Raw genomic sequence first — 26,146 nt, 5'->3', positions numbered from 1 at the left:
CAGCTCGTCCGGCCACTCACGTCAGGCCTTCAGCACGTGCAGCTGAGCCGGCTGACCGAACCGGTTGCCCACCGCGTAGACCCAGCGGCCGCCGGGACCCCACGCCAGGCTCGCCTGGTACAGGTACGGCGCCTCGTACGAACGGGACTCGTCGAGCGAGCCCGCCGGGTAGAGGCGCACGGACGTGTCGCTGTTGACCCCCGCGGCGAGAGCACCGGAGTCGGCGCTCACCGCCACCGCCACCGGGTAGGGCCCGGTGTTGTAGGTGCCGCGCACCGCGAGGGTGTCGGTCGTGTACGACTGGATCTGGTACGGCGCCCCACTCGCCACGTGGACCTGGCTGCCGTCCTGGGAGAACTCGACGTCGGCCAGGTTGCTGCCCGCCTCGCGGGACGCCTGGACGGCGAGCCCGTCGCCCTCCTCGCGCAGGACGACGAGGTCCGACGGCGACAGGCTCGGCTGGCCCGCCGCCAGCAGGCCGGGCCTGGCGGGCGACGTCGCGAGCTGCTGCGGGCTGTAGTGCCCGGTCACGAGGCCCGTGCGGGCGTCCGCGCCGTTGAACGAGACACGGCCGATGCCGCCGCCCCACGTGTTGCAGCCGTAGCTGAAGTACAGGCGGTTGCTGGTGATCGCGAGGTCGGACGGGCACACCTCACCGACCGGGTAGCGAGCCCGCTCGGTCAGCGTGAGCGTGTCCAGCGCGGCGATCGCGCCGTACTGGGACAGGGCGACGAAGACCGTCTCGCCGTCCGGGCTCAGCGCCAGACCCGTGGCGCCGGGCAGGTTCGACAGCTTGGTGACCGGGTTGCCCGACAGGTCCGTGACGGCGACGGCGTTGTCGGTCTTGCTGCTCACGAACACGTGGCCCAGCGTCGGGTCGACCGCGATGTCCGAGAAGGACTTCAGCGCCAGCGGCACGGTGCGCTGCGGCGGTTCGGCGGACGCGGGAAGGGCTGTGGCCGCCACCAGGACGGCCGTCATCGCGGTGGCGCTGAGCCACCGGTTCCACTTGTGCATCTTGCTCCCCTCAGTGTGCGGGTGATCACCCGCGGTAGGGGACGTTAGCGGCGGTGTCCGACAAAAAAGACCGCCTAACATCGCAGCGGTGACTACGCGTGGATTGCTCGGATTGGCCGCTTCCGGGTGCGGCGGTGTCGAGTCGTGGTTCCGCACGGAACTCGCCGAGCCGGCCGTGCGACGGGGGTGGCGGTTGGCCATCACGTTCACGCCGGCGGTCGTCCCGTGGTTCGAGGAGGCCGGTGAACTGGGCAGGCTGCAGGCGCTGACGGACCTCCCGATCCGCTGGGAGCCGAGGATGCCGAGCCAGCCCAAGCCCTACCCGACGCCGGACGCGTTCCTCTTCGCCCCGGCCAGCGCGAACTCCGTGGCCAAGCTGGCCCTGGGCATCGGCGACAACCAAGCGCTGACCGCCCTGAACGAGGGCATCGGCGTCGAGAACTGCAAGGTCGTCGTCATGCCCCAGGCCAACGCGGACAAGCGCCGTCACCCCATGTGGGAGACGCACGTCACGACGCTCACCAATGCGGGTGTCGTCGTGGTCTCAGACGTGGCTCCCGGCAGGCTGCTCGACCTGCTGGACACCTAGACTTCACCCTTGTGGTCCACACGCCGATGATCGCCCCCAGCATCCTGTCCGCCGACTTCGCGCGCCTCGCCGACGAGCTCGCCGCGGTGCCCACGTCGGACTGGATCCACGTCGACGTCATGGACAACCACTTCGTGCCGAACCTGACGCTCGGCCTGCCCGTGGTGAAGTCGCTGCTCAAGGTCACCGACATCCCGATCGACTGCCACCTGATGATCGCGGACCCGGACCGCTGGGCCATCGGCTACGCGGAGGCCGGCGCGTACAACGTGACCGTGCACGTCGAGGCTGCGAGCGACCCGGTGGCGCTGGCCAAGAACCTGAGGGCGGCGGGCAGCAAGGCCGGTCTGAGCATCAAGCCCGGCACCCCGCTGGAGCCGTACGTCGAGGTCCTCAAGCACTACGACACGCTGCTGGTCATGTCGGTCGAGCCGGGCTTCGGCGGGCAGAGCTTCATGGCGGACGTGCTGGACAAGGTCCGCCAGGCCCGTCACCTCGTCGACACCGGGCACCTGAAGCTGCTGGTGGAGATCGACGGCGGCATCAACGCCGACACGATCGAGCAGGCCGCGCAGGCCGGTGTGGACTGCTTCGTCGCGGGTTCCGCCGTGTACGACGCCGCGGACCCCGGCAAGGCCGTCGAGGCACTGCGCGCCCAGGCAGCCGGTGCGAGGTGACCCCGCAGGACGCGATGACGCTCGCCATCGCGGAGAGCGAACGGGTCCGGGGCACCACCAGCCCCAACCCGCCGGTCGGCTGCGTCATCCTCGACGAGGGCGGTAACGCGGTCGGGTTCGGGGGCACGCAGCCGGTCGGCGGGCCGCACGCCGAAGTGATGGCGCTCAGGGCAGCGGGCTCGAAGGCTCGTGGCGGCACCGCGGTGGTCACCCTCGAACCGTGCGCGCACCATGGCCGTACGCCGCCGTGCGCCGAGACGCTCATCGAAGCCGGCATCAAGCACGTCATCCACGCCACCAGTGACCCGAACCCGAAGGCCGCGGGCGGCGTCGAGGTGCTCAGGGCAGCCGGTGTCACCGTCGAGAGCGGCCTGATGGAGCAGGAAGTCAGCCGAGGCCCCCTCAGGGCGTGGCTGCATTACGCGCGCACGGGCCGTCCACATGTCACGTGGAAGTACGCGGCCTCGCTCGACGGCCGGATCGCGGCCAAGGACGGCACCAGTCGGTGGATCAGCTCCGAGGCCTCCCGCAAGGAGGTCCACGACCTGCGCGCCAAGCTCGACGCGATCGTCGTCGGCATGAACACGGTGAGGCTGGACGACCCCGCTCTGACGGCCAGGGACGCCGGTGGAATGCCGTTGCCCCGCCAGCCGTTGCCGGTGGTGGTGGGCAAGAGCGACCTGCCGGAGGGAGCGAAGCTCCAGCACACCGCACTGCACCTGCGCACGCACGAACCGGACGCCGTCCTGGCCGCGCTCGCCGAGCGCGGCGTGGTCGACGTGGTGCTGGAGGGCGGCCCGACGCTCGCCGGTGCGTTCTGGCGCGCCGGCAGGATCGACCGGGTCCTCGCCTACATCGCGCCCACGCTGCTCGGGGACGGTCCCGCGGCGGTGCTGGACGCGGGCGTGTCAACCATCACGGACGCTGTGAGGCTGACCGTGGAAGACGTCACCATGAGCGGACCGGACTTGCGGATCAGCGCGGTTCCGCGAACTTAGGAGGAGCGGTGTTCACCGGGATCGTCGAGGAACTCGGCCACGTCGAGGCGATTGAGGACCTGCCTGACGCGGCACGGATCCGCATCGCCGGGCCGATCGTGACCAGCGACGCGAAGCACGGCGACTCCATCGCGGTGAGCGGCGTCTGCCTCACCGTCGTGGAAGTCGAGAACGACAGCTTCACCGCGGACGTGATGCGCGAGACCCTCACGCGCAGCAGCCTCGCGAAGGTCGCCGCGGGCGACCGGGTCAACCTGGAGCGCGCGGCCGCGGTCGGCCAGCGCCTCGGCGGCCACATCGTGCAGGGCCACGTCGACGGCACGGGCACGATTCTCGCGCGGGAGAAGGCCGAGCACTGGGAGATCGTCCACATCGGACTCCCGCCGAGCCTCTCCCGGTACGTCGTGGAGAAGGGCTCCATCACGGTCGACGGGGTCTCGCTGACGGTCGTGACGGTCTCCGAGGACCAGTTCACCGTGAGCCTGATCCCGACGACCCTCGAACTCACCACGCTCGGGCAGCGGATTCCGGGCGACCTGGTGAACCTGGAGGTCGACGTGCTGGCGAAGTACGTCGAACGACTGGCGATCCCGCACCTGCGGGCCATCGCGGGCGAGGAGGCCCAGTGAGCACGGACTTCGCTGAGATCGAGCGCGCGATCAGGGACGTCGCCGCCGGTCGTCCCGTGGTCGTCGTGGACGACGAGGACCGCGAGAACGAGGGCGACCTGATCTTCGCCGCCGAGAAGGCGACGCCCGAGCTGCTCGCGTTCATGGTCCGCTACACGTCCGGCTACATCTGCGTGCCGCTGACCGAGGAGGACTGCGACCGCCTCGACCTGCCGCCGATGTTCCACACGAACCAGGACGTGCGCGGCACCGCCTACACCGTCACGGTCGACGCGCGCGAGGGCGTGAGCACCGGCATCTCGGCCGCGGACCGCGCCCGCACGATCCGGCTGCTCGCGGACCCGACCGCGAAGGCCAGCGACTTCAACCGCCCGGGCCACGTCGTGCCGTTGCGTGCCAAGGCCGGTGGCGTGCTGCGCCGTCCCGGGCACACCGAGGCCGCCGTCGACCTGGCGCGGATGGCCGGGTTGTCGCCCGCGGGCGTGCTCTGCGAGATCGTGTCGCAGAAGGACGAGGGCGACATGGCCCGCCGCGACGAGCTGGAGGTCTTCGCCGCGGACCACGACCTCGCGATCATCACGATCGCCGACCTCATCGCGTACCGCCGCCGGGTCGAGACCCAGGTCGTGCGCGCCGCCGAGGCCCGCATCCCGACCGCGCACGGCGTGTTCACGGCGTTCGGCTACGACAGCCTGCTCGACGGCATCGAGCACGTCGCCCTGGTGTACGGCGAGATCGGCGACGGCGAGGACGTGCTGGTGCGCGTGCACTCCGAGTGCCTCACCGGCGACGTCCTGGGCTCGCTGCGCTGTGACTGCGGTCCGCAGCTCGACGCGGCGATGGAAGCCGTTGCGGCACAAGGCCGTGGCGTCGTGCTGTACATGCGCGGTCACGAGGGCCGTGGCATCGGCCTGATGCACAAGCTGCAGGCGTACCAGCTGCAGGACCAGGGCGCCGACACCGTGGACGCGAACCTGGTGCAGGGCCTGCCCGCCGACGCACGCGACTACGGCACGGGTGCGCAGATCCTCGTGGAGCTCGGCATCAAGTCCATGCGGCTGCTGACGAACAACCCGGCCAAGCGCGTCGGCCTGGAGGCCGGATACGGTCTCCGGGTGCTCGACCGGGTGCCGCTGCCGGTCTCCCCGAACCCGGAGAACCTGCGGTACCTGCGCACCAAGCGCGACCGGATGGGTCACGAACTGCACCAGCTCGAGCAGTACGAGACCGTTGTTTCCGCTACGGAGGACCAGGAATGAGCGGCGAGGGCCGTCCAGACCAGACCAGGCTCGACGGCAAGGGCCTGAGCGTCGCGATCGCGGCGACGCGCTGGCACACCAAGATCACCGACCAGCTCGTCGAGCGGGCACTGAAGGCCGCTGAGGACGCGGGTTGCGTCGACACGACGGTCGTGCGCGTGGCGGGGGCGATCGAGCTCCCCGTCGTGGTGCAGGAACTGGCGCGTCACCACGACGCGGTGGTCGCGCTGGGCGTGGTCATCCGCGGCGGCACCCCGCACTTCGAGTACGTGTGCGACTCGGTGACGGACGGGCTCACGCGCGTCGCGCTCGACGAGTCCACGCCCGTGGGCAACGGCGTGCTGACGACCAACACCGAGGAACAGGCCCTGGCTCGCGCCGGCCTGCCGGACTCGGTGGAGGACAAGGGGTACGAGGCGACCGTCGCCGCGATCGACACGGCACTGGTGCTGCGCGGCCTGCGCCAGCCCTGGACCGAGCGGGGTTTCGAATGATGACGGCCGAAGCGCTCGTCCTGCGCCCCAAGAAGATCCGCCGCGTCGCGTGGGCGTGCGCGGTCGGTCTGGTCGTGGTGTTCACGGTGGTGGGCCTGCTGCTGGGCAACACGCCGACCGGGGTGATCTTCCGGACCTCCGACCAGATCGCCATGATCCTGCTGGGCTTCCTGCTCGCGGGTGGTGTGCTGCTGCTGACCCGTCCCCGCGTCACGGCCGATGCGTCAGGCGTCGACGTGCGCAACGTCGTGACGTCACACCACTTCGACTGGAACGACGTGCTGTCGGTCAGCTTCCCGGACGGTGCCGCGTGGGCCCGGTTGGAGCTGCCGGACGACGAGTACATCTCTCTGATGGCCGTGCAGGCCGTGGACCGCGAATACGCCGTTTCGTCCGTGCGCGCGTTGCGTGAGCTGCACAAGGCAGCAAGGAACTAGATCCACTGACCGAGGATCGCGCCCGCGAGCGTGAGTCCGACGACGTGATAGCCCGCTCCGATGGCCGCGAAGGTGATCGGGGCGGGCTTCGTCATGTCGTAGGCCCCGGTCACGAACCTGACCGGCAGCGCGATGCCGAGACCGACGACAAGGCCCAGCAGGATGCCTTCCATGATGTTGTCGGTGCGGGAGGCGTAACCGATCATCGCGGTGGCGAGCGTGATGACGAAGCACGTGACCAGCGGGATGGCGAAGACGCCCACCCCCACCTTCTCGGGTGGGCTCAGGTCCCAGCCGGCCGCGCGTTGCCAGGCCCTGCCGAAGGCGTAGTCCGCGTACCAGACCAGGCCGAGCGCGAAGTACGCGATCGTGGCGACGACGACGGCCAACCAGTTGAGGTCGCCGAGCACGGTCAAGCTCATGAGGGGTCTCCCGCGGTGATCAGGGTGACTTGGCATCGCGGGGTGCACGCCCACCGTTACGAGTGCATTCACGGCGAAAGGGCCGCCCACCGGGTGGTGGACGGCCCTTTCAGCGAAACGGGGACTAGCTGCGGACCATCTTGCGCAGCACGTACTGCATGATGCCGCCGTTGCGGTAGTAGTCGGCCTCACCGGGCGTGTCGATGCGGACGACCGCGTCGAACTCGACCTTCGAGCCGTCCGCCTTGGTGGCGACGACGTGCACCGTCGACGGCGTGGTGCCGTTGTTCAGCTCCGTGACGCCGGTGAAGTCGAACGTCTCGGTGCCGTCGAGACCCAGCGACGACGCGGTGTCGCCCGCCGGGTACTGCAGCGGCAGCACGCCCATGCCGATGAGGTTCGAGCGGTGGATGCGCTCGTAGGACTCGGCGATGACGGCGCGGACGCCGAGCAGCGAGGTGCCCTTGGCCGCCCAGTCGCGCGACGAGCCGGAGCCGTACTCCTTGCCCGCCAGCACGACCAGCGGAACGCCGGCCTCCGCGTACGACACGGACGCGTCGTAGATGGTGGTCTGCGGGGCGCCGTCGGCCAGGAAGTCGCGGGTGAAGCCGCCCTGGACGTCGTCGAGCAGCAGGTTGCGCAGGCGGATGTTCGCGAACGTGCCGCGGATCATCACCTCGTGGTTGCCGCGGCGGGAGCCGTAGGAGTTGAAGTCCTTGCGCTCCACGCCGTGCTCGGTCAGGTACTTGCCCGCGGGCGAGTCGGCCTTGATCGAACCGGCGGGGGAGATGTGGTCCGTGGTGACCGAATCGCCCAGCAGCGCGAGCACACGGGCACCCGAGATGTCGGTGACCGGCTTCGGCTCCATCTCCATGCCCTCGAAGTACGGGGGCTTGCGCACGTAGGTGGACTCGGTGTCCCACTCGAACGTGTTGCCGGTCGGCGTGGGCAGCGACTGCCAGCGCTCGTCACCGGAGAACACGTTCTTGTAGCCCTTGGTGAAGCCCTCCGCGGAGATCGAGGTCGAGATGACCTCGGCGATCTCGGCCGGGGTCGGCCAGATCTCCGACAGGTACACCGGCTTGCCCTCGGGGTCGTACGCGAGCGGCTCGGTGGTGATGTCCTTGTCCATCGAACCGGCCAGCGCGTACGCCACGACCAGCGGCGGCGACGCGAGGTAGTTCATCTTGATGTCCGGGTTGATCCGGCCCTCGAAGTTGCGGTTGCCGGACAGCACCGAGACGACCGCGAGGTCGCCTTCCTGCACACCCGCCGAGATCTCGTCCTGCAGCGGGCCCGAGTTGCCGATGCAGGTGGTGCAGCCGTAGCCGACCAGGTGGAAGCCGAGCTTCTCCAGGTACGGCATGAGGCCGGCGCGCTCGTAGTAGTCCATGACGACCTTCGAGCCCGGCGCCAGGGTCGTCTTGACCCACGGCTTGCGCTCGAGGCCGCGCTCGACGGCCTTCTTCGCGAGAAGAGCGGCACCGAGCATCACGGACGGGTTCGAGGTGTTGGTGCACGACGTGATCGCGGCGATCGCGACGGCGCCGTGGTCCAGCTCGAACTCGGCACCGTCGAGGGTGACCTTGACCGGCTTCGACACGCGGCCGGTGGCGCCCTCGGCGGCGGACTGGAACACCTTCGGCGCGCCCGAGCCGTTCTCGCCCTCGTGGACGGCGACCGGGTCGCTGGCCGGGAACGTCTCGTCGACGGCCTCGTCCACGCCGGACAGCTCCGGGGAGTCGGTGTGCGCGACGTAGGCGCCCAGGGCCTGGCGGAACGCCTCCTTGGCGTTCGTCAGCTCGATGCGGTCCTGCGGGCGCTTCGGGCCGGCGATGGACGGGACGACCGTCGCCAGGTCGAGCTCCAGCGTCTCGGAGAAGACCGGCTCGCGGGACGCGTCGTGCCAGAGGCCCTGCTCCTTGGCGTAGGCCTCGACGAGCGCGATCTGCTCCTCGGTGCGGCCGGTCAGGCGCAGGTAGTCGATGGTCTCGCCGTCGATCGGGAAGATGCCGACCGTGGAGCCGAACTCCGGCGACATGTTGCCGATCGTGGCGCGGTTCGCGAGCGGCACGGCGCTGACGCCCTCGCCGTAGAACTCGACGAACTTGCCGACGACGCCCTGCTTGCGCAGCATCTCGGTGATCGTGAGCACGAGGTCGGTCGCGGTGGCGCCGGGGGGCAGCTCACCGGAGAGCTTGAAGCCCACGACGCGCGGGATCAGCATGGAGACCGGCTGGCCGAGCATCGCGGCCTCGGCCTCGATGCCGCCGACGCCCCAGCCCAGCACGCCGATGCCGTTGACCATCGTGGTGTGCGAGTCGGTGCCGACCAGCGTGTCCGGGTACGCCTGGCCGTTGCGGACCATGACGACGCGGGCCAGGTGCTCGATGTTGACCTGGTGCACGATGCCGGTGCCGGGCGGGACGACCTTGAACTCGTCGAACGCCGTCTGGCCCCAGCGCAGGAACTGGTAGCGCTCGCGGTTGCGCTCGTACTCCAGGTCGACGTTCTGCTCGAACGCGTCCGGGCGGCCGAAGATGTCGGCGATGACCGAGTGGTCGATCACGAGCTCGGCGGGCGCGAGCGGGTTGACCTTCTCGGCGTCGCCGCCGAGCTGGGTGACGGCCTCGCGCATGGTGGCGAGGTCGACGACGCAGGGCACACCGGTGAAGTCCTGCATCACGACGCGGGCGGGCGTGAACTGGATCTCGGTGTTCGGCTCGGCGGCCGGGTCCCAGTTGGCGAGAGCGCGCACGTGGTCGGCGGTGATGTTCGCGCCGTCCTCGGTCCGCAGCAGGTTCTCCAGCAGGATCTTCAGGCTGAACGGCAGACGCTCGGCGCCCTCCACGGCGCTCAGCCGGAACACCTCGTAAGAGGCGTCGCCGACGTTGAGCGTGCCGCGGGCGCCGAAGCTGTCCTTGCTAGCTGGTGCAGTCACGTGCAACTCCATAACTGGTGACGGCGCGGTGGTCAGTTCGGGATGGGGGAGAGTCTTCCTCACCGGGTCGGCCCCTGCCCCTCGACCCCAAACAGTACGCTTGTCCTGTAAGCCGGTTCAAGCCAGGTTGCCCTAAGTCACGATCCCGGTGCGGTACTCGCCGGGGCCCGCCGAGCCGGCGGATCCGATCACAGCAGGATGATCGCGAACGCGACCAGCATCAGCACCTTCACACCTTCGAGCGCGATGTAGACGAGGTGCGCGCGGGACTTCGGCGGTGTCCCTCCCGTGATGATGAGCGCGGCCCTGGCTTCGAGCCGGGGCCGCAGCACCGTCACCTGGGTCGCCAGCGTCACGGCCAGCGCGACCAGCAGCACGGTCGCGGCCACCGGGCGCGGGGCGAGCGCGAACGTGATCGCCGTGGCCGCCGCGAGCACGATCTCCGCCGAGTTCAGGGCGCGGAACACGAGCCGGCCGATGCCGAGTCCCAGCGGCAGCGTGATGCCGGGCGCGCGGAACTTCAGCGGCGCCTCGATCGAGATCGCCAGCACCATGCCGAGCCAGATGCACGCCAAAGCGAGCGGGAGCGGTGTCATGGGTGGTTATCTTGGCGTGGTGCTCCTAGATCGTGTTTCGAAGCGGTACGGGCGTGGGCCCTGGGTGCTGCGCGACCTCACGCTGGAGGTCTCCGGCCTGACCGTGCTGACCGGCGCGAACGGCACCGGCAAGTCGACGTTGCTCAAGATCGCCGCCGGCGTCCTGAGGCCGACGTCCGGACGTGTCGAGCGGCCCGCCTCGGTCGGTTACGTGCCCGAGCGCTTCCCTTCTGACGTCAGGATGTCCGCTTCGTCCTACCTCGCGCACATGGGGCGCGTCCGCGGGGCCGAGGCCGGTGACGCGCTGGAACGGCTGGGGTTCGTCGGTTCGATGACGGCACCGATGTCCGAGCTGTCCAAGGGCAACACGCAGAAGGTCGCGCTCGCGCAGGCGTTGGCGGCTTCGGACGTGCTGGTGCTCGACGAGCCGTGGTCCGGGCTCGACCCCGCTGCGTCCGCCGAACTGGTGTCGTTGCTGGAGGGACGGACGGCGCTGGTGTCCGACCACGAGGGACACCTCGCGTCGGCGACGCGCGTGGACCTCTTCGGCGGGCACGTGACGATCGAGCTCAGCCGGGTCGCCGCACCCGATGCGTTGGAGGCCCTGGAAGGCGTGCGGTCGGTGCAGGCACGCGGGTCCTCGGTGCGGGTGGTCGTGGCGCCGGAGCAAAGCGATCAAGTGCTGGCGGAGGCGTTGCGGCTCGGCTGCTCGGTGCGGAGCGTGCGGTGATCTCACTCGTCCGGTACCTCGCGGTCGACGTTCTTCGCGGGCAACGGTATTTGGCGCCACTGCTGGTGTTCCTCGGCGTGATGGGGATGTTGTTCTCCGCCGACGCCGGGCAGCCGCTGGAGGCGTATTCGGGTTCGTCCGCGTTGCTCTACCCGATCGCGGCGTGGATGGCCGTCGTGGTGGCGACGTCCGAGGACGTGGTGCGGCGCGAGATCACCGTGGTCACAGCCGGCGGCTGGCCGCGGGTGCTGACGGCGGCGGCGCTGGTCGCGGTGATGTTCGCGATGGCCATGGCGGTGCTGGCGGCGGTGTGGCCGGTGATCACGAACCCCCACCCGTACACGGCAGGCGAATTCTTTGTCGGACTGGCGGCCCATACTGGGTGTGCGCTGCTCGGCGTCGGGGTGGGCCTGCTGTTCGCCCGCCCCGTCCTCGACTCCACCGGGCGCACCGTGCTGGCGGTGTTCTCGGTGGTGGTGCTGACGTACCCGCTGGGGCGGATCACCCCGCTCGGGTGGGTGCTGGACGCGCTGGGCCACAACAGGGTGTCGCTGTCCCTGCTGGGCACGGCGGCGGTCGGCGTCGCGCTCGTGGCGGCCGCGGTGGTGGCCGGGGTCCGGCGGGCCTGATGCGGGTCGACGTGCTCGGGCCGCTGCGGGTCGTGGCCGAAGACGGCGCACCGGTCGAGGTGCGCGGCAAGCGGCTGCGGTGGCTGCTGATCCGGCTGGCGGTGGAACCCGGCACCGTCGTCGCGCCGGACCGGCTGATCGCCGACCTGTGGCCGGACGAGCCGCCGGTCGACGGTGCCGCGGCGTTGCAGTCGCTCGTGTCGCGGTTGCGGCGGGTGCTCGGTGCCGCCGTGATCTCGTCGCACGCGGCGGGCTACCGGCTGGACGCGGAGACCGACGTCGAGGTCTTCTCGCGGACGCGTGACGCGGCGTTGTGGCGTGGCGCGGCGTTCGAGGAGGCACCGTTCGCGGTCGACGAGGCCGTGCGGCTGGCGTTGCTGCGCGACGACCTCGCGGGTCTGGAGGCGCTGGCGGCGGCGCATCCGCTGCGCGAGGACGTGCAGGCCCGGTTGATGCTGGGGCTGAACGCCGCCGGACGGCGGTCGGACGCGCTGGCGGTGTTCGCGCGCGTTCGCACGGCTCTCGCCGACGAGTTGGGCGTGGATCCCGGTGAGGCGCTGGCGGCCGCCCACCTGGCGGTGCTGCGCGAACGCGTCGCGCGCGGCAACCTGCCGGCACAGGTCGGGTCGTTCGTCGGGCGTGGCTCGGACCTGGCCGCGCTGGCCTCGTTGTTGCGCGACAACCGGTTGGTGACGCTGACCGGTTTTGGAGGCGTGGGCAAGACACGCCTCGCGCTGACGCACGCCGCGTCGGAGCCGCAGGCGTGGTTCGTCGAACTGGACTCGGCGGCCGAGCCGCTGGCGGCACTGGACGCCGCCCTGGGGCCGAACCCGTTGGCGGCGCCGGTGTTCTCGCGGCTCGGGTCGTCGCTGGTGGTGCTCGACAACTGCGAGCACGTCGTGGACGCGGCCGCGGCGCTGTGCGTCCGGCTGCTGGCCGAGGCGCCGGACGCGCGCGTCCTGGCGACGTCGCGCGAGCCGCTGGGGATTCCGGGCGAGGTCGTGTGCCCGGTCGCGCCGCTCGACCTTGATCACGCCGTGCGGTTGTTCTCGGCGCGGGTCGGGACGGCGTTGGACGCTGACGTGGTGCGGCGGGTTTGTGCTGCGCTGGAAGGGATTCCGCTCGCCCTGGAGCTGGCGGCGGCACGGGCGCGGTCGCTGTCTGCGGCGCAGCTGGAGTCGCGAGTGGACAGCCGGCTGCGGTTGCTCGACCGCGGCGCGCGGACCGGGCCGGTGCGGCACCGGACGCTGCGGGCGGTGATCGACTGGAGCTGGGAGCTGCTGGACGAGGCCGAGCGCGCGTTGCTGGCGCGACTGGCCGTTTTCGCGGGTGGGGCGACCGCTGCGGCGGTGCACTTCGTGTGCGGGGCAGGCTCGCGCAGGGGTACCCCCTCGCTGGGAACCCCTGCATCACAACGTACTCAGGAGGTCCGACAAGATCAGGACCTCTGGGACACCGAGGACCTGCTGGCCGCGCTCGTGGAGAAGTCGCTGGTCGTGCGCGTGGGCGAGCGCTACCGGCTGCTGGAGACCGTGCGCGAGTACGCGTTGGAGCAAGGGCAGACAGATCCTGCGAGGCACGCCGCCTACTACGGGGAGCTGGCCGAGCGGAACGAACCGTTGCTGCGCGGCCCTGAGCAGCTGGACGCGTTGAAGGTCTTCGACGTGGAACGCGGCAACCTCGACGCGGCGCAGGCGTGGGCGGTGCGGCACGACCCGGCGATCGCACGGCGCATGATGGCCGCGCGCACGTGGCATTGGCTCGTGATGACGAAGCGGTTCGAGGAGATCCGCCGCTGGGCGTCGCTCACGCCGGACGATCCGCTGTCGGAGGTGCTGGCCTCGCTCGGCACGCCGGCCGCCATCGTCGCGGCGGAGCGGTTGTGGCAGGAGGACCTGCCGACGGCGCTGTGCGCGTTGATGCTGACGAGTGGTCAGGTCTGGGGTCAGACGGCGCTGGCGGAACGGCTCGAGGTGCTGGCCGGCCGGCTGGACCGGTCGCCGGACGCGTGGATGCGCGCGTTTGCGGCGCTCGTGCGCGGGCTGGTGGCCGGTGAGTTCAGCGAGGGCTCGGCGCCGCGGGCGGAGGCCGCGTACCGGGAGGCGCTGCGGGGGTTCCGGGCGGTGGGCGACCGGTGGGCCGTGGTGTTCGGGCTGTCCTGCCTGGTCATGGTGCTGATCAACCGGGGTGCGTTCGCCGAGGGCCTGCAGGCGGTCTCCGAGGCGAGACAGGTGGCGGCCGAGCTGGGCGAGCCGGAGTCGGTGCTGGTGCCGATGTCGGTGCTCATGCAGGCGGCGCGCATCAAGATCAGGATCGGCGACCTCGCGGGCGCCCGCGAGGACCTGGAACTGGTACCGCCGTCCCCGTTCGGCCTGGACCAGGCACGGATCACCCAGGCCCACGGTGAGATGGCGTACTTCAGCGGTGACTTCGAGCAGGCCGTCACGTTGTACCGGCAGGTGCTCGACGCCACGGAGGACTCGCCCGCGAACCAGTTCCGCGCCACCGTCCACGCCGGACTGGGACTGGCGCTGACCCGCCTCGGCCGGCTCGCCGAGGCGGGCGAGCACCACGGCCGGGCGCTCGACACCGTCAACAGGAGCGCTGACGGCCCGGCCCGTGCCATGGTGCTGGAGTGGTACGCGGACTGGCTGTGCGCCCAGGGCGATCCCGTCAGCGCGGGGAACGCCCTGGACGAGGCCGAACGGCTACGCGGCGGACCGAGCAGCGACCCGGCGGTGGTGCAGCTGCGTGACCGGGTTCGCGCCGAAGTACGCGTCGATCGCTGACCGCCCGATCGCGGCGACGTACCCGTCCGGGCGCACCAGGACCGGGCCGTCGGGGAAGTCGAGCGTCACGAAGTCGGGGCCGCGCAGCAGGTCGAAGATGCGGCCCTGCTCGGTGGTCCCGTCGGGCATGCGGTCACCCGCGCGCAGACCGGGGCCGTCCTCGGTCCGGTACGACAGCGAGAGCTGCAGCGTCTCGTCCCCGCGACGTTCGAACGGGTTGCCGGACATCATGATCCCGGTGGTCATGCCGAGCAGCCACTCGGCGACGGGCTTGCGCTCGGCCTCGTAGGTGTCGAGCAGCGTCTCCATCCCGAGCTTCCAGCCCAGGTTGTAGGCGTCCTGAATGCCGGTGTTCATGCCCTGCGCGCCGGCGGGGGAGTGCACGTGCGCGGCGTCGCCGGCGAGGAACACCCGGCCGGTGCGGAACCTGTCCACCATGCGGATGTTGGTGCGGTGCAGGGACATCCACGTCGCGTCGTGCAGGACCACGTCGTCCAGGCCGGTGCACTCGCGGACGATCCGCTGGTACAGCTCCAACGACGGTTCGTGGTCGTCGTCGGCTGCCGCCTGGAACTGGAAGAGGTCCGTGCCGGGCAGCGGGCACAGGGCGAGCCACTGGCCGGCGCGGCTGCCCCACTGGTGCCAGTGGTCGCGGTCGAGACCGGACACCCGGACGTCGCCGACGAGCATCCGCAGGTCGTCGTGGGTCTCGCCGGCGAACGAGACGCCGAGTTCCTTGCGCACGAACGACTTGCCGCCGTCGCACCCGACGAGGTACTGGGCCCGCACGGTCTCCGAGCCGACGACGGCCGTCACGCCGGAGTCGTCCTGGGTGAACGACGTGAGCGGCATCCCGTACTCGACGGGCCGGGGGAGTGCTTCGCGAAGGACCTGCTCGACCCGGAACTGCGGGATGAGCATGGTGCGGGCGTACGGGCGTTCTTCTGTGGGGTGGCGGCCCTCGTGCACGTCCCACTCACGCAACACTTCGCGGCCCTTGTAGGCGCGCATGGTCAAGTCGAGCCGGCCGGACGCCAGCACGGGCTCGATCACGCCCAGGTCGTGGAAGACCTCCATGCTGCGCGGCTGCAGGCCCTTGCCGCGGGAACCGGCGAAGGGCGCGGGCGCCGCGTCGACGACGCGGAACGGCACCCCGCGGCGGGAGAGGTCGAGGGCCAGGGTGAGGCCGGTCGGGCCGGCGCCGATGATCAAAACCTGAGTGTCCATGGCCCTGAGGTTCGGCCCCGGAACTGCCACGGCCCTGCCACCGCGCTGTTGCGGGTGACAGGGCCGTCGCGGACCTGCGGGAACTTACTTCTTGAGCAGCGCGATCAGCGCGTCGACGTCCTTCGGCTCGAAGCCGCGGAACAGCGTCAGGGCCAGCTCGTAGTAGGAGCGGACCGGGCTGACGTACCACTTGCCGTCGACCTCGGTGGTGACGACGCCGACACCGGTCTTCATGACCGACCCGGCCACCCGGCCGATGATCTCGACGGCCTCGGCGGGGATCTTCTTGCCGCCCTGCTGCTGCAGCAGCTGGGTGATCTCGTCCGCGCACAGCTTCTGCGAGCCCTGGCCGGGCACGTCGGCCGCGTAGCAGTCGCCCTCGCGGGTGATCGTCACCGTCTCGCCCTCGGCGGTGATCGACACCTTCTTGACCGTGACCTGCTTGCCGCCGGCCACGTCCTTGACGTCGGTCTCCAGCGCGTTCAGCTTGGCGCCGGTCGGCTTCTGCTTGCCGGCCTCGGCCAGCAGCAGCGGACCGAGGTCCTGCAGCACACCGGCCTCGTCGGGCGGGAGCAGCGCGATGACCTTCGTCAGGTCGGCGTCGAGCGCGGCGTTCACCATCTGCTTCGCGGCGTCCTCGGCCGAGCTCGCGCCCTGCGGTGCGATGCCCTGCGCCGGCCACTTCTTCTTGTCCTCCTCCAGGATCGCGTTGGCGATCGTGTAGAAGGCGCTCGGGTACCACTTGTCGCCGACCTTGATCGACGCGATGCCGATCGGCGTGCCGCGCTTCGCCACCTCGGCGGTGATGTCGAAGGTCTCGGACTTCGACGAGGTAAGGTTCAGGTCGTCACCGATGGCGTCGACGAGCTTGTCGGTGAGCGGGATCTTCGACGCGTCCGAGGTGATCGTGATCTTGCCCTCGACCAGCTTGTTGATGGTGAGGTGGTCGTTGATCTTCTCGGCCTTGGCCTCGTCGAACTTGATGTTCTCGCTCTTGAACTCGACGCCGCTCAGCTTGTTCGGGTCGGCCTCCTGCTTGAGGATCTCGAGACGCTTCATCTCCTTCGTCATCGAGTCCATGTAGTCCTTCGACAACGCGGCCTCGGCCGGCGCGAGCGAGGCCATGATGCCGACGACGTCACCGCTGCCCAGTTGCTCGACGAGGTTCTTCGCCGCGACGGCGGGAGAGTCCTGGCCCGCGTTCGCCCCGGGGTCGGCCTTCTGGATCGCGAAGAACGTGACACCGCCGCCGATCAGCAGCAGCACGGCGACGACGGCCGTGACGACCAGGCCGGTGCGCTTCTTCTTCGGCGGCTCGCCGCCCATCGGCGCGTAGCCGTACGGCTGCTGGGGGAAGCCCTGCTGGGGAAAGCCCTGCGGGCCCGTCTGCGGGTAGCCCTGCTGCGGGAAGCCCTGCGGCCCGGTCTGGGGGTAGCCGCCCTGCTGGGGCTGCTGCGGGTAGCCGCCTGGCTGCTGCGGGTAGCCACCCGGCTGCTGGGGCTGCTGCTGGTAGCCGCCCTGCTGGGGCTGCTGCCCGTACGGGTTGTTCTGCGGCTGCCACTGGTCGCCGCCACCACCTGGGTAGCTCACGGGTTCCCTCCTGAGGTTCTCACTGCGCTGCGCCTTGTCGAGGTGAGCACCGTGATCGCCCCCACGATCGTCAGTACGGCACCGGCAAGGGTCGTGACTGGTCCGGAGGTGCTGATTCCGACCAACGCGCCCTTGTTGTCCCCTTGGACTGTGGCAACCAGGGCCACGGTTCCCCCGATCGTGCCAAAGAGAATTCCGATGCACCCGGCAAACCGTGGAAATCGGACCACGTACAGCGCGATCGTGACCATCGCCAGCGGTGTCAGTCCCACCCAGACCGACGTGACGACGGTGCCCGCCACCCCGTCCAACCCGGCGAGATCACGCAGCGAAAGCACTTCGTAACTGTCTCTCGTGGTCGATCCGGATTTCAGCCACGGCAGGAAAGTCCCGACGATGGTGGTGACCAAGCCCACTGCCGCGATCGCGGCTCCCACAGCGCTGCGCACGGGACTAGTGTGAACCGATGCCTTCCCAGGCGTGCGCAGAGGCACGCGCTCTGGTCGCGTCGGCGCACCGGATCACGGTGCTGACGGGGGCAGGTGTCTCCACCGATTCGGGCATCCCGGACTTCCGCGGCCCGGCCGGGCTGTGGACCCGCGACGCCGACGCCGGGCGCGGGTCGTCGCTGCAGGCCTACCTCGCCGATGCGGAACTGCGCAGGCTCGCCTGGCGCGCGAAGCTCGACAGTCCCGTGTGGACGGCCCGGCCGAACGCCGCGCACAAGGCGCTGGTGGAACTGGAACGGTCCGGCCGGTTGCGCACCGTGGTCACCCAGAACATCGACGGCCTGCACCAGAAGGCGGGCTCCGATCCCCATCGCGTGCTGGAACTGCACGGCACGCTGCACGCCACCGTGTGCCTGGGATGTGGTGCCACGGGCCCGATGCGGGACGCGTTGAAGCGCGTGGCCGGCGGTGAACAGGAGCCGGACTGCCCGCGGTGCCGCGGAATCCTCAAGTCCGCCACCATCTCGTTCGGGCAGGAGCTCGACGGCGAGGTGCTGCGCCGCGCCCGGCTCGCCGCCCTGGACTGCGACGTGCTGCTGGTGGCGGGAACGTCGCTGTCGGTGCAGCCCGCCGCGGGTCTCGTGTCGCTGGCGGCCAAGGCCGGCGCGCAGGTCATCATCTGCAACGCCGAACCGACGCCGTACGACGCCGTGGCGGCCGTTGTGCTGCACGAACCCGTCGGGGACGTGCTGCCGGACCTGAGCTCCGTTCCTCCATCCGGGGGAGGCCGATTCTCGTCCTGGGGAGATCCGAGCACCTGGTCGTAGGGTCGGGTCCATGCGCGTACCGCTGATCACCACCGACTTCCTGGACCGGGCGTCGTTCGCGTTCGCGGCGACGACGGCGACCATCGACGAGCCCGGCCAGCCCGCGAAGCCGGTCGCGACGACGACCTACGCGGAGATGGCGACCCGCGTGCGCGCGTGGCAGGCCGGGTTCGACGCACTCGGCGTCGGCGAGGGCGAACGGGTCGCCGTCGTCAGCCACAACTCCGCGCGGATGCTCGAGCTGCTGCACGCGCTGCCCGGCAGCGGCCGGATCTGCGTGCCGGTGAACTTCCGCCTGCGCCCCGACGAGGTGAAGTACATCGTCGAGCACAGCGGCGCCTCGGCGTTGTTCGTCGACCCGGAGCTGGAACTGGACGACGTCGTGGCACGCCACCGGTTCACGCTCGGCGAGGAGTCGGAGGCGTTGCTCCGGTTCGATGTGGAGCCACGGCCGTGGAGCGCGCCCTCGGAGGACGCGACGGCGACCATCAACTACACGTCCGGCACGACCGCGCGCCCCAAGGGCGTGCAGCTGACGCACCGCAACATCTGGCTCAACGCGGTCACGTTCGCCATGCACACCCGTGCGTGGGAGGGCGACGTGTACATGCACGTGCTGCCGATGTTCCACTGCAACGGCTGGGGAATGCCGTTCGGACTCGCGGGCTTCGGTGTGCCACAGGTGGTGCTGCGCAAGGTCGACGGCGCCGAGATCCTGCACCGCGTGCGCGACCACGGCGTCACGCTCATGTGCGGTGCACCGGCCGTGTGGAACGCCGTGCTGGACGCCGCCGCGTCGTGGGACGGCGAGATCCCCGGCCGTGGCACCGTGCGAATCGTGTGCGCCGGTGCGCCGCCGCCTTCGCGCACGATCCAGCGCGTGACCGAGGAACTCGGCTGGGAGTTCCTGCAGATCTACGGCCTGACCGAGACGGCGCCCTTGCTCACCTTCAACCGCGCCCAGCCGGGGCCGGAGGGTGAGGAGAAGGCGAAGAAGCAGTCGCGGGCGGGCGCGCCGGCGCTCGGGGCACAGTTGCGGATCTCGGAGAACGGCGAGGTGATGGCGCGCTCGAACGTCGTCATGGAGGGCTACTGGGAGAACCCGGAGTCCACCGTGGACGCGATCGAGGACGGCTGGTTCCACACCGGCGACGGCGGCTACTTCGACGACGACGGCTACCTGACGATCTCCGACCGCAAGAAGGACGTGATCATCACCGGCGGTGAGAACGTCTCGTCCATCGAGGTCGAGGACTGCCTGTTCTCGCACCCGGCCGTCGCCGAGGTCGCGGTCATCGGCGTACCCCACGAGAAGTGGGGTGAAACGATCAAGGCTCTGGTCGTGCTCTCCGGCGAGGCCACCGAGGCCGAGCTGGTCAAGCACTGCAAGGAGCGGCTCGCCGGGTACAAGGCGCCGACGTCGATCGAGTTCCGCGACTCCATCCCGCGCACGGCGACCGGCAAGATCCAGAAGTTCAAGCTCCGCGAGCCGTACTGGACCGGGCGCGACCGAGGCGTGAACTAAGCACCTGGCCGGAAGTCCTGTCCGAATGGGCGGGACGCCCGGGCTCTGAGGTTGATGAGGGGAGCTTTCATAAACCTGAGGTTTATGAAAGCTCCCCTCATCAACGTCGTGTGGGGATGTCCGGCGTGGTGCGAGACTTCGCCGGGCGGGAAGGGGTGATGCCGCTTTGAGACAGAACTTCTGAGCAGGTGCTTAGAGGCGCCGGGCTGATCCATACCGGCGACACGCCAAGACTCCGATCGTCCCAAAAGGACCACCGACCGTGTTCCACTGTGACACGAGTGGTTGACGGTGCGTTAGTTCCTGATGCGCCGGATGCGTCTGATTGGTCTAATGCGGTTGGAGGTGATGTCCCGTGTTGACACGACTCTCCGCCGTGGTCGCGGTGTTGATGACGGCCGTCCTCACGGGGACGGCCGCTGCCGCGCCGCCTCCGCCGCCGAACCCGAGCGACTCGGAGATCTCGGCGTCGCGGGCGGAAGCGAACGCGAAGGCCGCCCGCGTGGGCGAGCTGACCGGGCGGCTCACGCAGGCCGAGTCACGCCTGCAGGAGCTGTTCGACGACGTCTCGTACAAGCGCGAGCTCGCCAACAAGGCGCGCGTCGACCTCGAGACGGCGATCTCCGAGGCGGAGGCCGCCCGTCGTGAGGCCACTGCGGCCCGGGTGGAGGCCGACGCGGCCTCCGCGGCCGTGGAGAAGAGCCGGCTCGAGTTGGACGAGTTCGCCGCGGCGTCCTACGCGCAGGGCACCACCGTCGGCTCGTTCTCCGCGTTCATCGGCGCCAAGTCGCCCGAGGACCTGCTGGCCCGCGCCCAGATGCTGGAGGCGGTGTCGGCGTCCAGCCTGAACCGGCTCGACCAGGTCACCCGTGACCAGGGCACCGCCGCGAACCTCGACTCCGCCGCCCGCGCCGCGCTCACCAAGGCCGAGACGAAGCAGGCCGCCGCGGACGAGGCCAAGAAGGTCGCCGAGCAGGCACAGCAGGTGGCCGTGGAGGCGCACTCGGCGCAGGCCGCGGCGACCGAGGAACTGCAGTCCGACAGGGACGCAGTCGAACGTGAGCTGGCCGCCGCGCGAGGTGCGGCCAACGGACTCGAAGCACAGCGCCAGCAGTACGACCAGTGGACCGAGGCGAAGAGGCGCGAGGACGAGGAGAACGCTCGCCGTGCCGCCGCCGCGGCCGCCGCCCAGTCCGCGCCGAAGCCCCAGGCACCCCGCCCGATCGCGGCAGTGCCCGCGCCGTCCGGCAACCGCGTGCAGACCGTGATCAACCGGGCGCTGGCCCAGCGCGGTGTGATCTACGCGTGGGGCGGCGGCAACCACTACGGCCCGACCTACGGCGTGCGTGACGGCGGCGTCGCCGACTCCTACGGAGACTTCCGCAAGATCGGCTTCGACTGCTCCGGCCTGATGATGTACGCCTTCGCGGGCGCCGGCGTGTTCCTGCCGCACTACAGCGGCTACCAGTACAACTCCGGCCGCAAGGTGCCGCTGTCGCAGATGGCCCCCGGCGACATGATCTTCTGGGGACCGGGCGGCGGCACGCACGTGGCGTTGTACCTGGGCGGCGGGATGATGGTGGAAGCGCCGCATTCTGGTGCCGTGGTGAGGATCTCGCCCGTGCGGTACGGCGGCATCATGCCGTACGTCACTCGCATGCTGTGACCGCGTCGTAGAGCAACGGATCGGTGGCCCGCTGATGAACGGGTCACCGGAATCCGCAGTTCAGAGTCCGCGCGTCCAGAGCTGGCCGGTCACGTCGTGGCCGAAGCTGTGCTGCGGGGTCTCCTCGCGAAGCTCGAACCCGTGTGCCTCGTAGATCTTCCTGGCGGACGCGAGTCCGTCGACCGTCCACAACACCATGCGTTCGTAGCACGCGCCTCGGGCGAACTCGATGCACGTGCTGACGAGCTTGTTGCCCGCGCCGTGGCCACGTGCGTCGGGGTGTACGAGCAGCACGCGCAACTTCGCAGTCGTGTCGTCCTCACGAACGCAGAACACGCATCCGACGCGTTGGCCGTCGAGTTCGGCGATCCACGCGCCCTCTCTTGTGGCGTCGTGGTCCGCCGCGTAGTCGCCGACGATCTTGGCGACCAGCGCCTCGAACGAGGTGTCCCAGGCGAGCTCGGACGCGTAGAGCTCGCCGTGCGCCTGGACCACCCAGCCCAGGTCTCCGGGATGGCCGAGCGGGCGGATCAGCATGGTCGCCTCCACTGACACGAGTGTTTCAGTGATGCGAGACTAGCGCCATGCCGTCCGCCCGCGAGACCGAACTGCTCGAAGCCGCCTACCGGTACGTGCTCACCCACGGCCTCGCCGACGTGTCGCTGCGGCCGTTGGCGGCGGCCATCGGATCGAGCACGCGCGTGCTGCTCTACCTCTTCGGCAGCAAGGAAGGCCTGGTCAAGGCGCTGCTGGCGCGCGCTCGCGCCGACGAACTGGCGTTGCTCGCCGACATCGGCGCGGGGCCGGGGGTGGTCCGGCGGTTGTGGGAGTGGCTGGCCGCGCCGGCGCATCGGCCGTTGCTGACGTTGTGGCTGGAGGCGTACGCGCGCTCTCTCGTGGAACCCGACGGGCCGTGGGCGGGCTTCGCGCGTGCGACCGTGGAGGACTGGCTGGAGGTGCTCAAGACTTCTCAGCCCGAGGACGTGCGTGACACCGCTGACGGGCTGGCCCTGCGCACGCGTGAGCTCGCGTTGCTGCGGGGTGCGTTGCTGGACCTGCTGGCGACCGGGGACGGTGAACGCGTCACCGCGGCGCTGGCGACTAGTTTGATGCCGTGAAGATCGTGGTGTTCGGTGCGTCCGGCATGGTGGGTCAGGGCGCTTTGCGGGAGTGCCTGCTCGATCCCGCGGTGGATTCCGTTGTGACGGTGGGACGTTCGCCGTCGAGCGTGAGCGATCCGAAGCTGCGGCACGTCGTGCATGCCGACTTCGGTGACCTTTCGCCGGTCGCGTCGGAGCTGGCCGGTGCTGACGCGTGCTTCTACTGCATGGGCGTGACGTCCGCTGGTCTGACCGAGGCCGAGTACACGCCCGTGACACACGACTACGCGCTGGAGGCCGCACGGGTCGTTGGCGGCACCTATGTGTACGTGTCCGGTGAGGGCGCTGGCGCTGACAGCAAGACGATGTGGGCGCGGGTGAAGGGGCGTACGGAGAACGAACTGCTGGCGCTGGACCGGCCGGTGTTCGTGCTGCGGCCGGGCTTCATCCAGCCACGGCACGGGATCACCTCGCGCACCAGAATCTACCGGTACGTCTACTCGTGGTCCTCGTGGCTGTTCCCGGTGCTGCGCAAGGTGGCTCCGAAGTACGTCACGACCACGGAACTCGTGGGACGCGCGATGGTGGCGCTGGCCAAAGGCGCACCCGCGGAGCGCGTGCTGCGCAGCGACGGGATCAACCGGGTGGCGGGATGACGCTCGAAGAGGCGATCCGCGAATACCAGGAAGACGGCTACGAGGTCACGCACGTCGTCGAGTCGGTCTGCGGCGGCTGTGGCGGCACGTCGTTCGTGGTGCAGTTGACCGAGGACCAGGCGATGCGCCGGACCTGTCTCGGCTGCGGTCTGGCGGAGTTCATCGGCGACTCCGACGAGCACTGGGACGATGACGACGCGGAAAAGTGCGAGTGCACGTGCGGCGGCGAGGAGTTCGCCGCCGCGCTCGGGTCGTCGTGCCGTCCGGACGGCGAGGTGCGCTGGCTGACCGTCGGGCTGCGGTGCCTGAAGTGCGGGCTGTGCGGCGTGTACGAGGACTGGAAGATCGACTACATGCCGAGCGTGCACCTCATCACGCGGGCTTGAACGCGTCCTCGGTCTTCACGACGCCCGCGCTGCGGCCGGGCGCGGTGTGGTTCTCCCAGTAGAGGTTGGTGTGGGCGATGACCTTGTCCGGCGTGGGGGCGCCGTACTCCGACAGGTCCTCGGTCGTGTGCGCGTCGCTGACCAGCAGGGCGTCGTAACCGCGCACGATGGCTCCGTGCAGCGTCGAGCGGATGCACTCGTCGGTCTGCGCGCCGGACACCACGAGGCTGCCGATTCCCTTGCCCGCCAGCACTTCCTCCAGGTCGGTCGCCTCGAACGAGTCGGCGTAGGTCTTGTGCACCACAGGTTCACCGTCGGCGAGCTTCAGCTCGGGCACGAACTGCCAGCCGTCGGACTCCTTGGGCATGTGCTCGGCGTTGCTGTGCTGCACCCACACGACGTCGACGCCGGCCGTGCGCGCCTTGTCGACGAGAGCGGCCACGTTGGCGACGACCTCGTCACGGTTGTGGGCGTGGTCCACCACGCCGTTCTGCACGTCGATCACGAGCAACGCGGTGTTGAGGCGGTTCGCCAGAGTCGTCACGCGGCACAGCTTAGGCCGGTTCCGATGGCGTTCAAGGGTGTTCCGTCGCCTGTGGACGGCCGCACGCGTGCGGCTCAGCGGGAACGCAATCGGCGCAACATCCGGGCGTCTTCGAACCCGACGTTGCGCGCCGCCGTCTCCACCGTGGCGCCCTGACCGATCAGGTGCTCGGCTCGCTCGACGCGCAACGCCTGCTGGTACTTCAACGGAGTCATGCCCGTCGCACGGCCGAACAGCCGCGTCACGGTCCGTTCGCTGCACCCGGCGTGGATGGCGAGTTCCGAGAGAGAAAGGCGCTCGGCGAGCCGTGACTCGATGACGTCTTGGATGCGGTGCACCGTCTCGTTGATGTGCGACCGATGCCGCATCAGCACGCTGTCTTGCTGGTCGTCGCCGTTCCTGCGCGCGTAGATGACCATCGTCCGTGCGATCGCGGCGGCTACGGCCGGCCCATGACGCACGGCGACGAGATGCAACGCGAGGTCGATACCGCTCGCGATGCCCGCAGACGTCACGACCCTGTTGTCCTCCACGAACAACACGTCCCGCACGACGTGTGCGGCCGGGTAACGCCGTGCGAGCTCCTCCTGCAGTTCGTGATGTGTGGTGCAACGCCGTCCGTCGAGCAAACCCGCGCGTCCCAATGCATCCGCGCCGGCACACACACTCGCAACCGTGCCGCCGCCGTCGTGGTGCGCGCGCAACCACGCCATCGCGCGTTCGCTCAAGTGACCGGTGCCCACGATCTTCGGCGACCGCCACCCCGGCACGAACACGAGGTCGTCCGCCGCGAGAGAGGGCAACTCACGCGACGCACCGAGCGGCACGCCTTGATGACTGAGCACGGTGTCCGTGTCGCCCACGTAGGACAACTCGTAGCCGTTCACGAGATCGGCAGCGCTGGAGAACACCTGCGCCGGCCCCGCGAGGTCGAGCAGGTGCAGTCCAGGAACCAGCAGGAAGACGACTCTGGTCACGATCCGGTCAGCGTAGCGACGTCCGAGATCCGCGCGAACCGGCCGGCCAGCACGTACTCGGTGCGCTCGATGATCTCGTCGACCCCGAGCACCTTCCCGGTGCGCCAGTGCGGCAGCGGCATGGTCGCCGTCGCATCCGTCACGAACGTCATGCCGAACCCGAGGTCCGACCCGACCCGCGTCGTCGTCTCGCAGCACTGCTCGGTCCGGATGCCGCTGATCAGCAACTCCCGCACCCCCCGCGTCGTCAGCGTCTGCTGCAGGTTCGTCGTGGTGAACGCGTTGTGCGCGGTCTTGGTGAGCACCGGCTCGTCGTCGAGCGGCTTCAGCCCGTCGATCAGCCGCACGTGCCCGAGCGCGGGGTCGAACACGTCGCCGGAACCGGGCTCGGAGTGCAGCACCCACACCACGAGGTCACCGGCGTCGCGGCTCATGTCGACCAGCTGGTTCACCTTGCCCACGACGTCCGGGTCGGACACCTCGGCCCAGTTGGCGCGCTGGCGGAACGACTCCTGCACGTCGATGACGATCAATGCTCGCTTCATGGTCCCCAGCCTCGCCGGCCCCAAGGGCGGGGGACAGGCACGACCCGGGCGGGGAGCGGACGGATCCGGTCACCGCTTGAAGATCACAGCGGGCGGCGGCCCGCGAAGCCCAGATCGGTCCGGTGGTACCAGCCCAGCTCGCGGTCACCCTCGAGCCAGCACAGCAGCACCGGGACACCGTCCCTCTCCGACGGGAAGTCCACGAGCAACGGCGCGAAGCCCTTCAGCTCCGCCCCCGTCTGCTGCACCGCCTCCATCAGCTCGTCCAGCCGGGCCTGCGCGGCCTTGAACTCCGGCAGCCCGCCCAGCGCGGAGCCCCCGACGGCCAGTTCGGCGGCGTCGGCTCGCAGGCGCACGATCTCGTCGAGCACGGGCAGCAGTCGTGCGAGTTCGGCTTGGGCATCGGAGAGCGTGAACAGTCCCACGGCGCCAAGGCTGGCACAGTGG

28 protein-coding genes are annotated in these 26,146 nt (G+C 69.9%); 16 read left to right on the top strand and 12 right to left on the bottom strand.

The genetic code is table 11. The features are described 5' to 3' along the window. Window positions 1-21: 21 nt before the first annotated feature. Window positions 22-1,017: a YncE family protein gene (locus LX88_RS25450; RefSeq protein WP_258950329.1), complete on the bottom strand. Its 996-nt coding sequence runs from the start codon at window positions 1,015-1,017 to the stop codon at window positions 22-24. Window positions 1,018-1,105: 88 nt separating this feature from the next. Between LX88_RS25450 and LX88_RS25445 the strand changes: the two genes are divergently transcribed. The 7 genes from LX88_RS25445 to LX88_RS25415 are packed head-to-tail and all read left to right on the top strand — an operon-like array spanning window position 1,106 to window position 6,100. Further along, the gene (locus LX88_RS25445) at window positions 1,106-1,606 is read left to right on the top strand and encodes a flavoprotein (protein ID WP_258950328.1); all 501 of its coding nucleotides are present in this window, start codon (window positions 1,106-1,108) and stop codon (window positions 1,604-1,606) included. A 26-nt stretch (window positions 1,607-1,632) separates the two neighbouring features. Continuing rightward, the gene (gene rpe / locus LX88_RS25440; RefSeq protein ID WP_258950327.1) at window positions 1,633-2,283 is read left to right on the top strand and encodes a ribulose-phosphate 3-epimerase; all 651 of its coding nucleotides are present in this window, start codon (window positions 1,633-1,635) and stop codon (window positions 2,281-2,283) included. Between the two features lie 14 nt (window positions 2,284-2,297). Further along, window positions 2,298-3,281 (top strand): bifunctional diaminohydroxyphosphoribosylaminopyrimidine deaminase/5-amino-6-(5-phosphoribosylamino)uracil reductase RibD, encoded by a 984-nt coding sequence (gene ribD, locus LX88_RS25435; protein WP_258950552.1) that lies wholly within the window; start codon window positions 2,298-2,300, stop codon window positions 3,279-3,281. A gap of 8 nt (window positions 3,282-3,289) precedes the next feature. Further along, a complete protein-coding gene (locus tag LX88_RS25430) occupies window positions 3,290-3,910 on the top strand; it encodes a riboflavin synthase (RefSeq protein WP_090069094.1) in 621 nt (206 codons plus the stop codon). Then, window positions 3,907-5,169, top strand: coding sequence for a bifunctional 3,4-dihydroxy-2-butanone-4-phosphate synthase/GTP cyclohydrolase II (locus LX88_RS25425; protein WP_258950326.1), 1,263 nt, complete (start codon window positions 3,907-3,909; stop codon window positions 5,167-5,169). The genes LX88_RS25430 and LX88_RS25425 overlap by 4 nt, the downstream gene beginning before the upstream one ends. Then, window positions 5,166-5,663 (top strand): 6,7-dimethyl-8-ribityllumazine synthase, encoded by a 498-nt coding sequence (gene ribH, locus LX88_RS25420; RefSeq protein ID WP_090069097.1) that lies wholly within the window; start codon window positions 5,166-5,168, stop codon window positions 5,661-5,663. The genes LX88_RS25425 and ribH overlap by 4 nt, the downstream gene beginning before the upstream one ends. Next, entirely contained in the window at window positions 5,660-6,100 is a 441-nt protein-coding gene (locus LX88_RS25415) for a PH domain-containing protein (RefSeq protein WP_372511416.1), read from the top strand. Before ribH ends, LX88_RS25415 begins: the two co-directional genes overlap by 4 nt. Here LX88_RS25415 and LX88_RS25410 read toward each other — a convergent pair. The 3 genes from LX88_RS25410 to LX88_RS25400 form a co-directional block, all read right to left on the bottom strand. Further along, window positions 6,097-6,522: a DUF1761 domain-containing protein gene (locus LX88_RS25410; RefSeq protein ID WP_258950324.1), complete on the bottom strand. Its 426-nt coding sequence runs from the start codon at window positions 6,520-6,522 to the stop codon at window positions 6,097-6,099. The two genes, LX88_RS25415 and LX88_RS25410, sit on opposite strands and share 4 nt — an antisense overlap. Before the next feature lie 124 nt (window positions 6,523-6,646). Beyond that, the gene (locus LX88_RS25405) at window positions 6,647-9,463 is read right to left on the bottom strand and encodes an aconitate hydratase (RefSeq protein ID WP_308203459.1); all 2,817 of its coding nucleotides are present in this window, start codon (window positions 9,461-9,463) and stop codon (window positions 6,647-6,649) included. Between the two features lie 188 nt (window positions 9,464-9,651). Continuing rightward, window positions 9,652-10,059: a hypothetical protein gene (locus tag LX88_RS25400; RefSeq protein ID WP_258950322.1), complete on the bottom strand. Its 408-nt coding sequence runs from the start codon at window positions 10,057-10,059 to the stop codon at window positions 9,652-9,654. Here LX88_RS25400 and LX88_RS25395 point away from each other — a divergent pair. The 3 genes from LX88_RS25395 to LX88_RS25385 are packed head-to-tail and all read left to right on the top strand — an operon-like array spanning window position 10,058 to window position 14,207. After that, complete coding sequence (locus LX88_RS25395) at window positions 10,058-10,789, top strand: ATP-binding cassette domain-containing protein (protein ID WP_258950321.1); 732 nt, start codon at window positions 10,058-10,060, stop codon at window positions 10,787-10,789. The genes LX88_RS25400 and LX88_RS25395 overlap by 2 nt on opposite strands. Beyond that, the gene (locus LX88_RS25390; RefSeq protein WP_258950320.1) at window positions 10,786-11,418 is read left to right on the top strand and encodes a hypothetical protein; all 633 of its coding nucleotides are present in this window, start codon (window positions 10,786-10,788) and stop codon (window positions 11,416-11,418) included. Before LX88_RS25395 ends, LX88_RS25390 begins: the two co-directional genes overlap by 4 nt. Further along, on the top strand, window positions 11,418-14,207 hold the full coding sequence (locus tag LX88_RS25385; protein WP_258950319.1) for an AfsR/SARP family transcriptional regulator: 2,790 nt from the start codon (window positions 11,418-11,420) through the stop codon (window positions 14,205-14,207). The genes LX88_RS25390 and LX88_RS25385 overlap by 1 nt, the downstream gene beginning before the upstream one ends. Here LX88_RS25385 and LX88_RS25380 read toward each other — a convergent pair. The 3 genes from LX88_RS25380 to LX88_RS25370 form a co-directional block, all read right to left on the bottom strand. Next, window positions 14,127-15,434 (bottom strand): FAD-dependent monooxygenase, encoded by a 1,308-nt coding sequence (locus LX88_RS25380; RefSeq protein ID WP_258950318.1) that lies wholly within the window; start codon window positions 15,432-15,434, stop codon window positions 14,127-14,129. The two genes, LX88_RS25385 and LX88_RS25380, sit on opposite strands and share 81 nt — an antisense overlap. 84 nt (window positions 15,435-15,518) lie before the next feature. Beyond that, window positions 15,519-17,024 (bottom strand): proline-rich domain-containing protein, encoded by a 1,506-nt coding sequence (locus LX88_RS25375; protein WP_258950317.1) that lies wholly within the window; start codon window positions 17,022-17,024, stop codon window positions 15,519-15,521. After that, on the bottom strand, window positions 17,021-17,473 hold the full coding sequence (locus tag LX88_RS25370) for a hypothetical protein (RefSeq protein ID WP_258950316.1): 453 nt from the start codon (window positions 17,471-17,473) through the stop codon (window positions 17,021-17,023). The genes LX88_RS25375 and LX88_RS25370 overlap by 4 nt, the downstream gene beginning before the upstream one ends. 17 nt (window positions 17,474-17,490) lie before the next feature. Here LX88_RS25370 and LX88_RS25365 point away from each other — a divergent pair, with 17 nt between their 5' ends. The 3 genes from LX88_RS25365 to LX88_RS25355 all read left to right on the top strand — a co-directional run bounded on the left by LX88_RS25365 (window position 17,491) and on the right by LX88_RS25355 (window position 21,491). Further along, a complete protein-coding gene (locus LX88_RS25365; RefSeq protein ID WP_090069116.1) occupies window positions 17,491-18,300 on the top strand; it encodes an SIR2 family NAD-dependent protein deacylase in 810 nt (269 codons plus the stop codon). 10 nt (window positions 18,301-18,310) lie between these two features. Then, entirely contained in the window at window positions 18,311-19,825 is a 1,515-nt protein-coding gene (locus tag LX88_RS25360; protein WP_258950315.1) for an AMP-binding protein, read from the top strand. A gap of 355 nt (window positions 19,826-20,180) precedes the next feature. Next, window positions 20,181-21,491: an NlpC/P60 family protein gene (locus LX88_RS25355; protein ID WP_258950314.1), complete on the top strand. Its 1,311-nt coding sequence runs from the start codon at window positions 20,181-20,183 to the stop codon at window positions 21,489-21,491. A gap of 60 nt (window positions 21,492-21,551) precedes the next feature. Here the strand turns inward: LX88_RS25355 and LX88_RS25350 are convergent, their stop codons facing one another. Then, window positions 21,552-22,028, bottom strand: a complete 477-nt coding sequence (locus tag LX88_RS25350; protein ID WP_258950313.1) for a GNAT family N-acetyltransferase — start codon at window positions 22,026-22,028, stop codon at window positions 21,552-21,554. Between the two features lie 47 nt (window positions 22,029-22,075). Between LX88_RS25350 and LX88_RS25345 the strand changes: the two genes are divergently transcribed. Genes LX88_RS25345 through LX88_RS25335 form a run of 3 tightly spaced genes read left to right on the top strand, consistent with a single transcriptional unit; the run spans window position 22,076 to window position 23,633 of the window. Next, on the top strand, window positions 22,076-22,609 hold the full coding sequence (locus LX88_RS25345; RefSeq protein WP_258950312.1) for a TetR/AcrR family transcriptional regulator: 534 nt from the start codon (window positions 22,076-22,078) through the stop codon (window positions 22,607-22,609). After that, window positions 22,606-23,247, top strand: a complete 642-nt coding sequence (locus tag LX88_RS25340) for a Rossmann-fold NAD(P)-binding domain-containing protein (RefSeq protein ID WP_258950311.1) — start codon at window positions 22,606-22,608, stop codon at window positions 23,245-23,247. Before LX88_RS25345 ends, LX88_RS25340 begins: the two co-directional genes overlap by 4 nt. Beyond that, window positions 23,244-23,633 carry a hypothetical protein gene (locus tag LX88_RS25335; protein ID WP_258950310.1) on the top strand — a complete coding sequence of 130 codons (390 nt, stop codon included), beginning with the start codon at window positions 23,244-23,246 and terminating at the stop codon, window positions 23,631-23,633. Before LX88_RS25340 ends, LX88_RS25335 begins: the two co-directional genes overlap by 4 nt. Here the strand turns inward: LX88_RS25335 and LX88_RS25330 are convergent. The 4 genes from LX88_RS25330 to LX88_RS25315 form a co-directional block, all read right to left on the bottom strand. Further along, window positions 23,620-24,177, bottom strand: a complete 558-nt coding sequence (locus LX88_RS25330; protein ID WP_258950309.1) for an isochorismatase family protein — start codon at window positions 24,175-24,177, stop codon at window positions 23,620-23,622. The two genes, LX88_RS25335 and LX88_RS25330, sit on opposite strands and share 14 nt — an antisense overlap. A gap of 74 nt (window positions 24,178-24,251) precedes the next feature. Then, complete coding sequence (locus LX88_RS25325; protein WP_258950308.1) at window positions 24,252-25,154, bottom strand: GlxA family transcriptional regulator; 903 nt, start codon at window positions 25,152-25,154, stop codon at window positions 24,252-24,254. Then, the gene (locus LX88_RS25320; protein WP_258950307.1) at window positions 25,151-25,699 is read right to left on the bottom strand and encodes a cysteine hydrolase family protein; all 549 of its coding nucleotides are present in this window, start codon (window positions 25,697-25,699) and stop codon (window positions 25,151-25,153) included. The genes LX88_RS25325 and LX88_RS25320 overlap by 4 nt, the downstream gene beginning before the upstream one ends. Window positions 25,700-25,782: 83 nt before the next feature. Continuing rightward, a complete protein-coding gene (locus LX88_RS25315; protein WP_258950306.1) occupies window positions 25,783-26,124 on the bottom strand; it encodes a DUF2203 domain-containing protein in 342 nt (113 codons plus the stop codon). Between the last annotated feature and the right edge of the window lie 22 nt (window positions 26,125-26,146).

The sequence above is a fragment of the Lentzea californiensis genome, from assembly GCF_024648825.1.
GTDB classification, from domain to species: Bacteria; Actinomycetota; Actinomycetes; order Mycobacteriales; family Pseudonocardiaceae; genus Lentzea; species Lentzea californiensis.
Note: the sequence above shows the minus strand (reverse complement) of the source record. Positions and strands in the feature narration are given on the sequence as shown.

Bases quoted from the DNA above. Each gene is read 5' to 3' on its own strand.
- LX88_RS25410 (WP_258950324.1), bottom strand. From the start codon at position 6,522: ATGAGCTTGACCGTGCTCGGCGACCTCAACTGGTTGGCCGTCGTCGTC.
- LX88_RS25380 (WP_258950318.1), bottom strand. From the start codon at position 15,434: ATGGACACTCAGGTTTTGATCATCGGCGCCGGCCCGACCGGCCTCACC.
- LX88_RS25320 (WP_258950307.1), bottom strand. From the start codon at position 25,699: ATGAAGCGAGCATTGATCGTCATCGACGTGCAGGAGTCGTTCCGCCAG.
- LX88_RS25415 (WP_372511416.1), top strand. From the start codon at position 5,660: ATGATGACGGCCGAAGCGCTCGTCCTGCGCCCCAAGAAGATCCGCCGC.
- ribH (WP_090069097.1), top strand. From the start codon at position 5,166: ATGAGCGGCGAGGGCCGTCCAGACCAGACCAGGCTCGACGGCAAGGGC.
- LX88_RS25395 (WP_258950321.1), top strand. From the start codon at position 10,058: ATGGGTGGTTATCTTGGCGTGGTGCTCCTAGATCGTGTTTCGAAGCGG.
- LX88_RS25385 (WP_258950319.1), top strand. From the start codon at position 11,418: ATGCGGGTCGACGTGCTCGGGCCGCTGCGGGTCGTGGCCGAAGACGGC.
- LX88_RS25365 (WP_090069116.1), top strand. From the start codon at position 17,491: ATGCCTTCCCAGGCGTGCGCAGAGGCACGCGCTCTGGTCGCGTCGGCG.
- LX88_RS25335 (WP_258950310.1), top strand. From the start codon at position 23,244: ATGACGCTCGAAGAGGCGATCCGCGAATACCAGGAAGACGGCTACGAG.
- ribD (WP_258950552.1), top strand. From the start codon at position 2,298: ATGACGCTCGCCATCGCGGAGAGCGAACGGGTCCGGGGCACCACCAGC.
- LX88_RS25450 (WP_258950329.1), bottom strand. From the start codon at position 1,017: ATGCACAAGTGGAACCGGTGGCTCAGCGCCACCGCGATGACGGCCGTC.
- LX88_RS25350 (WP_258950313.1), bottom strand. From the start codon at position 22,028: ATGCTGATCCGCCCGCTCGGCCATCCCGGAGACCTGGGCTGGGTGGTC.
- LX88_RS25360 (WP_258950315.1), top strand. From the start codon at position 18,311: ATGCGCGTACCGCTGATCACCACCGACTTCCTGGACCGGGCGTCGTTC.
- LX88_RS25400 (WP_258950322.1), bottom strand. From the start codon at position 10,059: ATGACACCGCTCCCGCTCGCTTTGGCGTGCATCTGGCTCGGCATGGTG.
- rpe (WP_258950327.1), top strand. From the start codon at position 1,633: ATGATCGCCCCCAGCATCCTGTCCGCCGACTTCGCGCGCCTCGCCGAC.
- LX88_RS25345 (WP_258950312.1), top strand. From the start codon at position 22,076: ATGCCGTCCGCCCGCGAGACCGAACTGCTCGAAGCCGCCTACCGGTAC.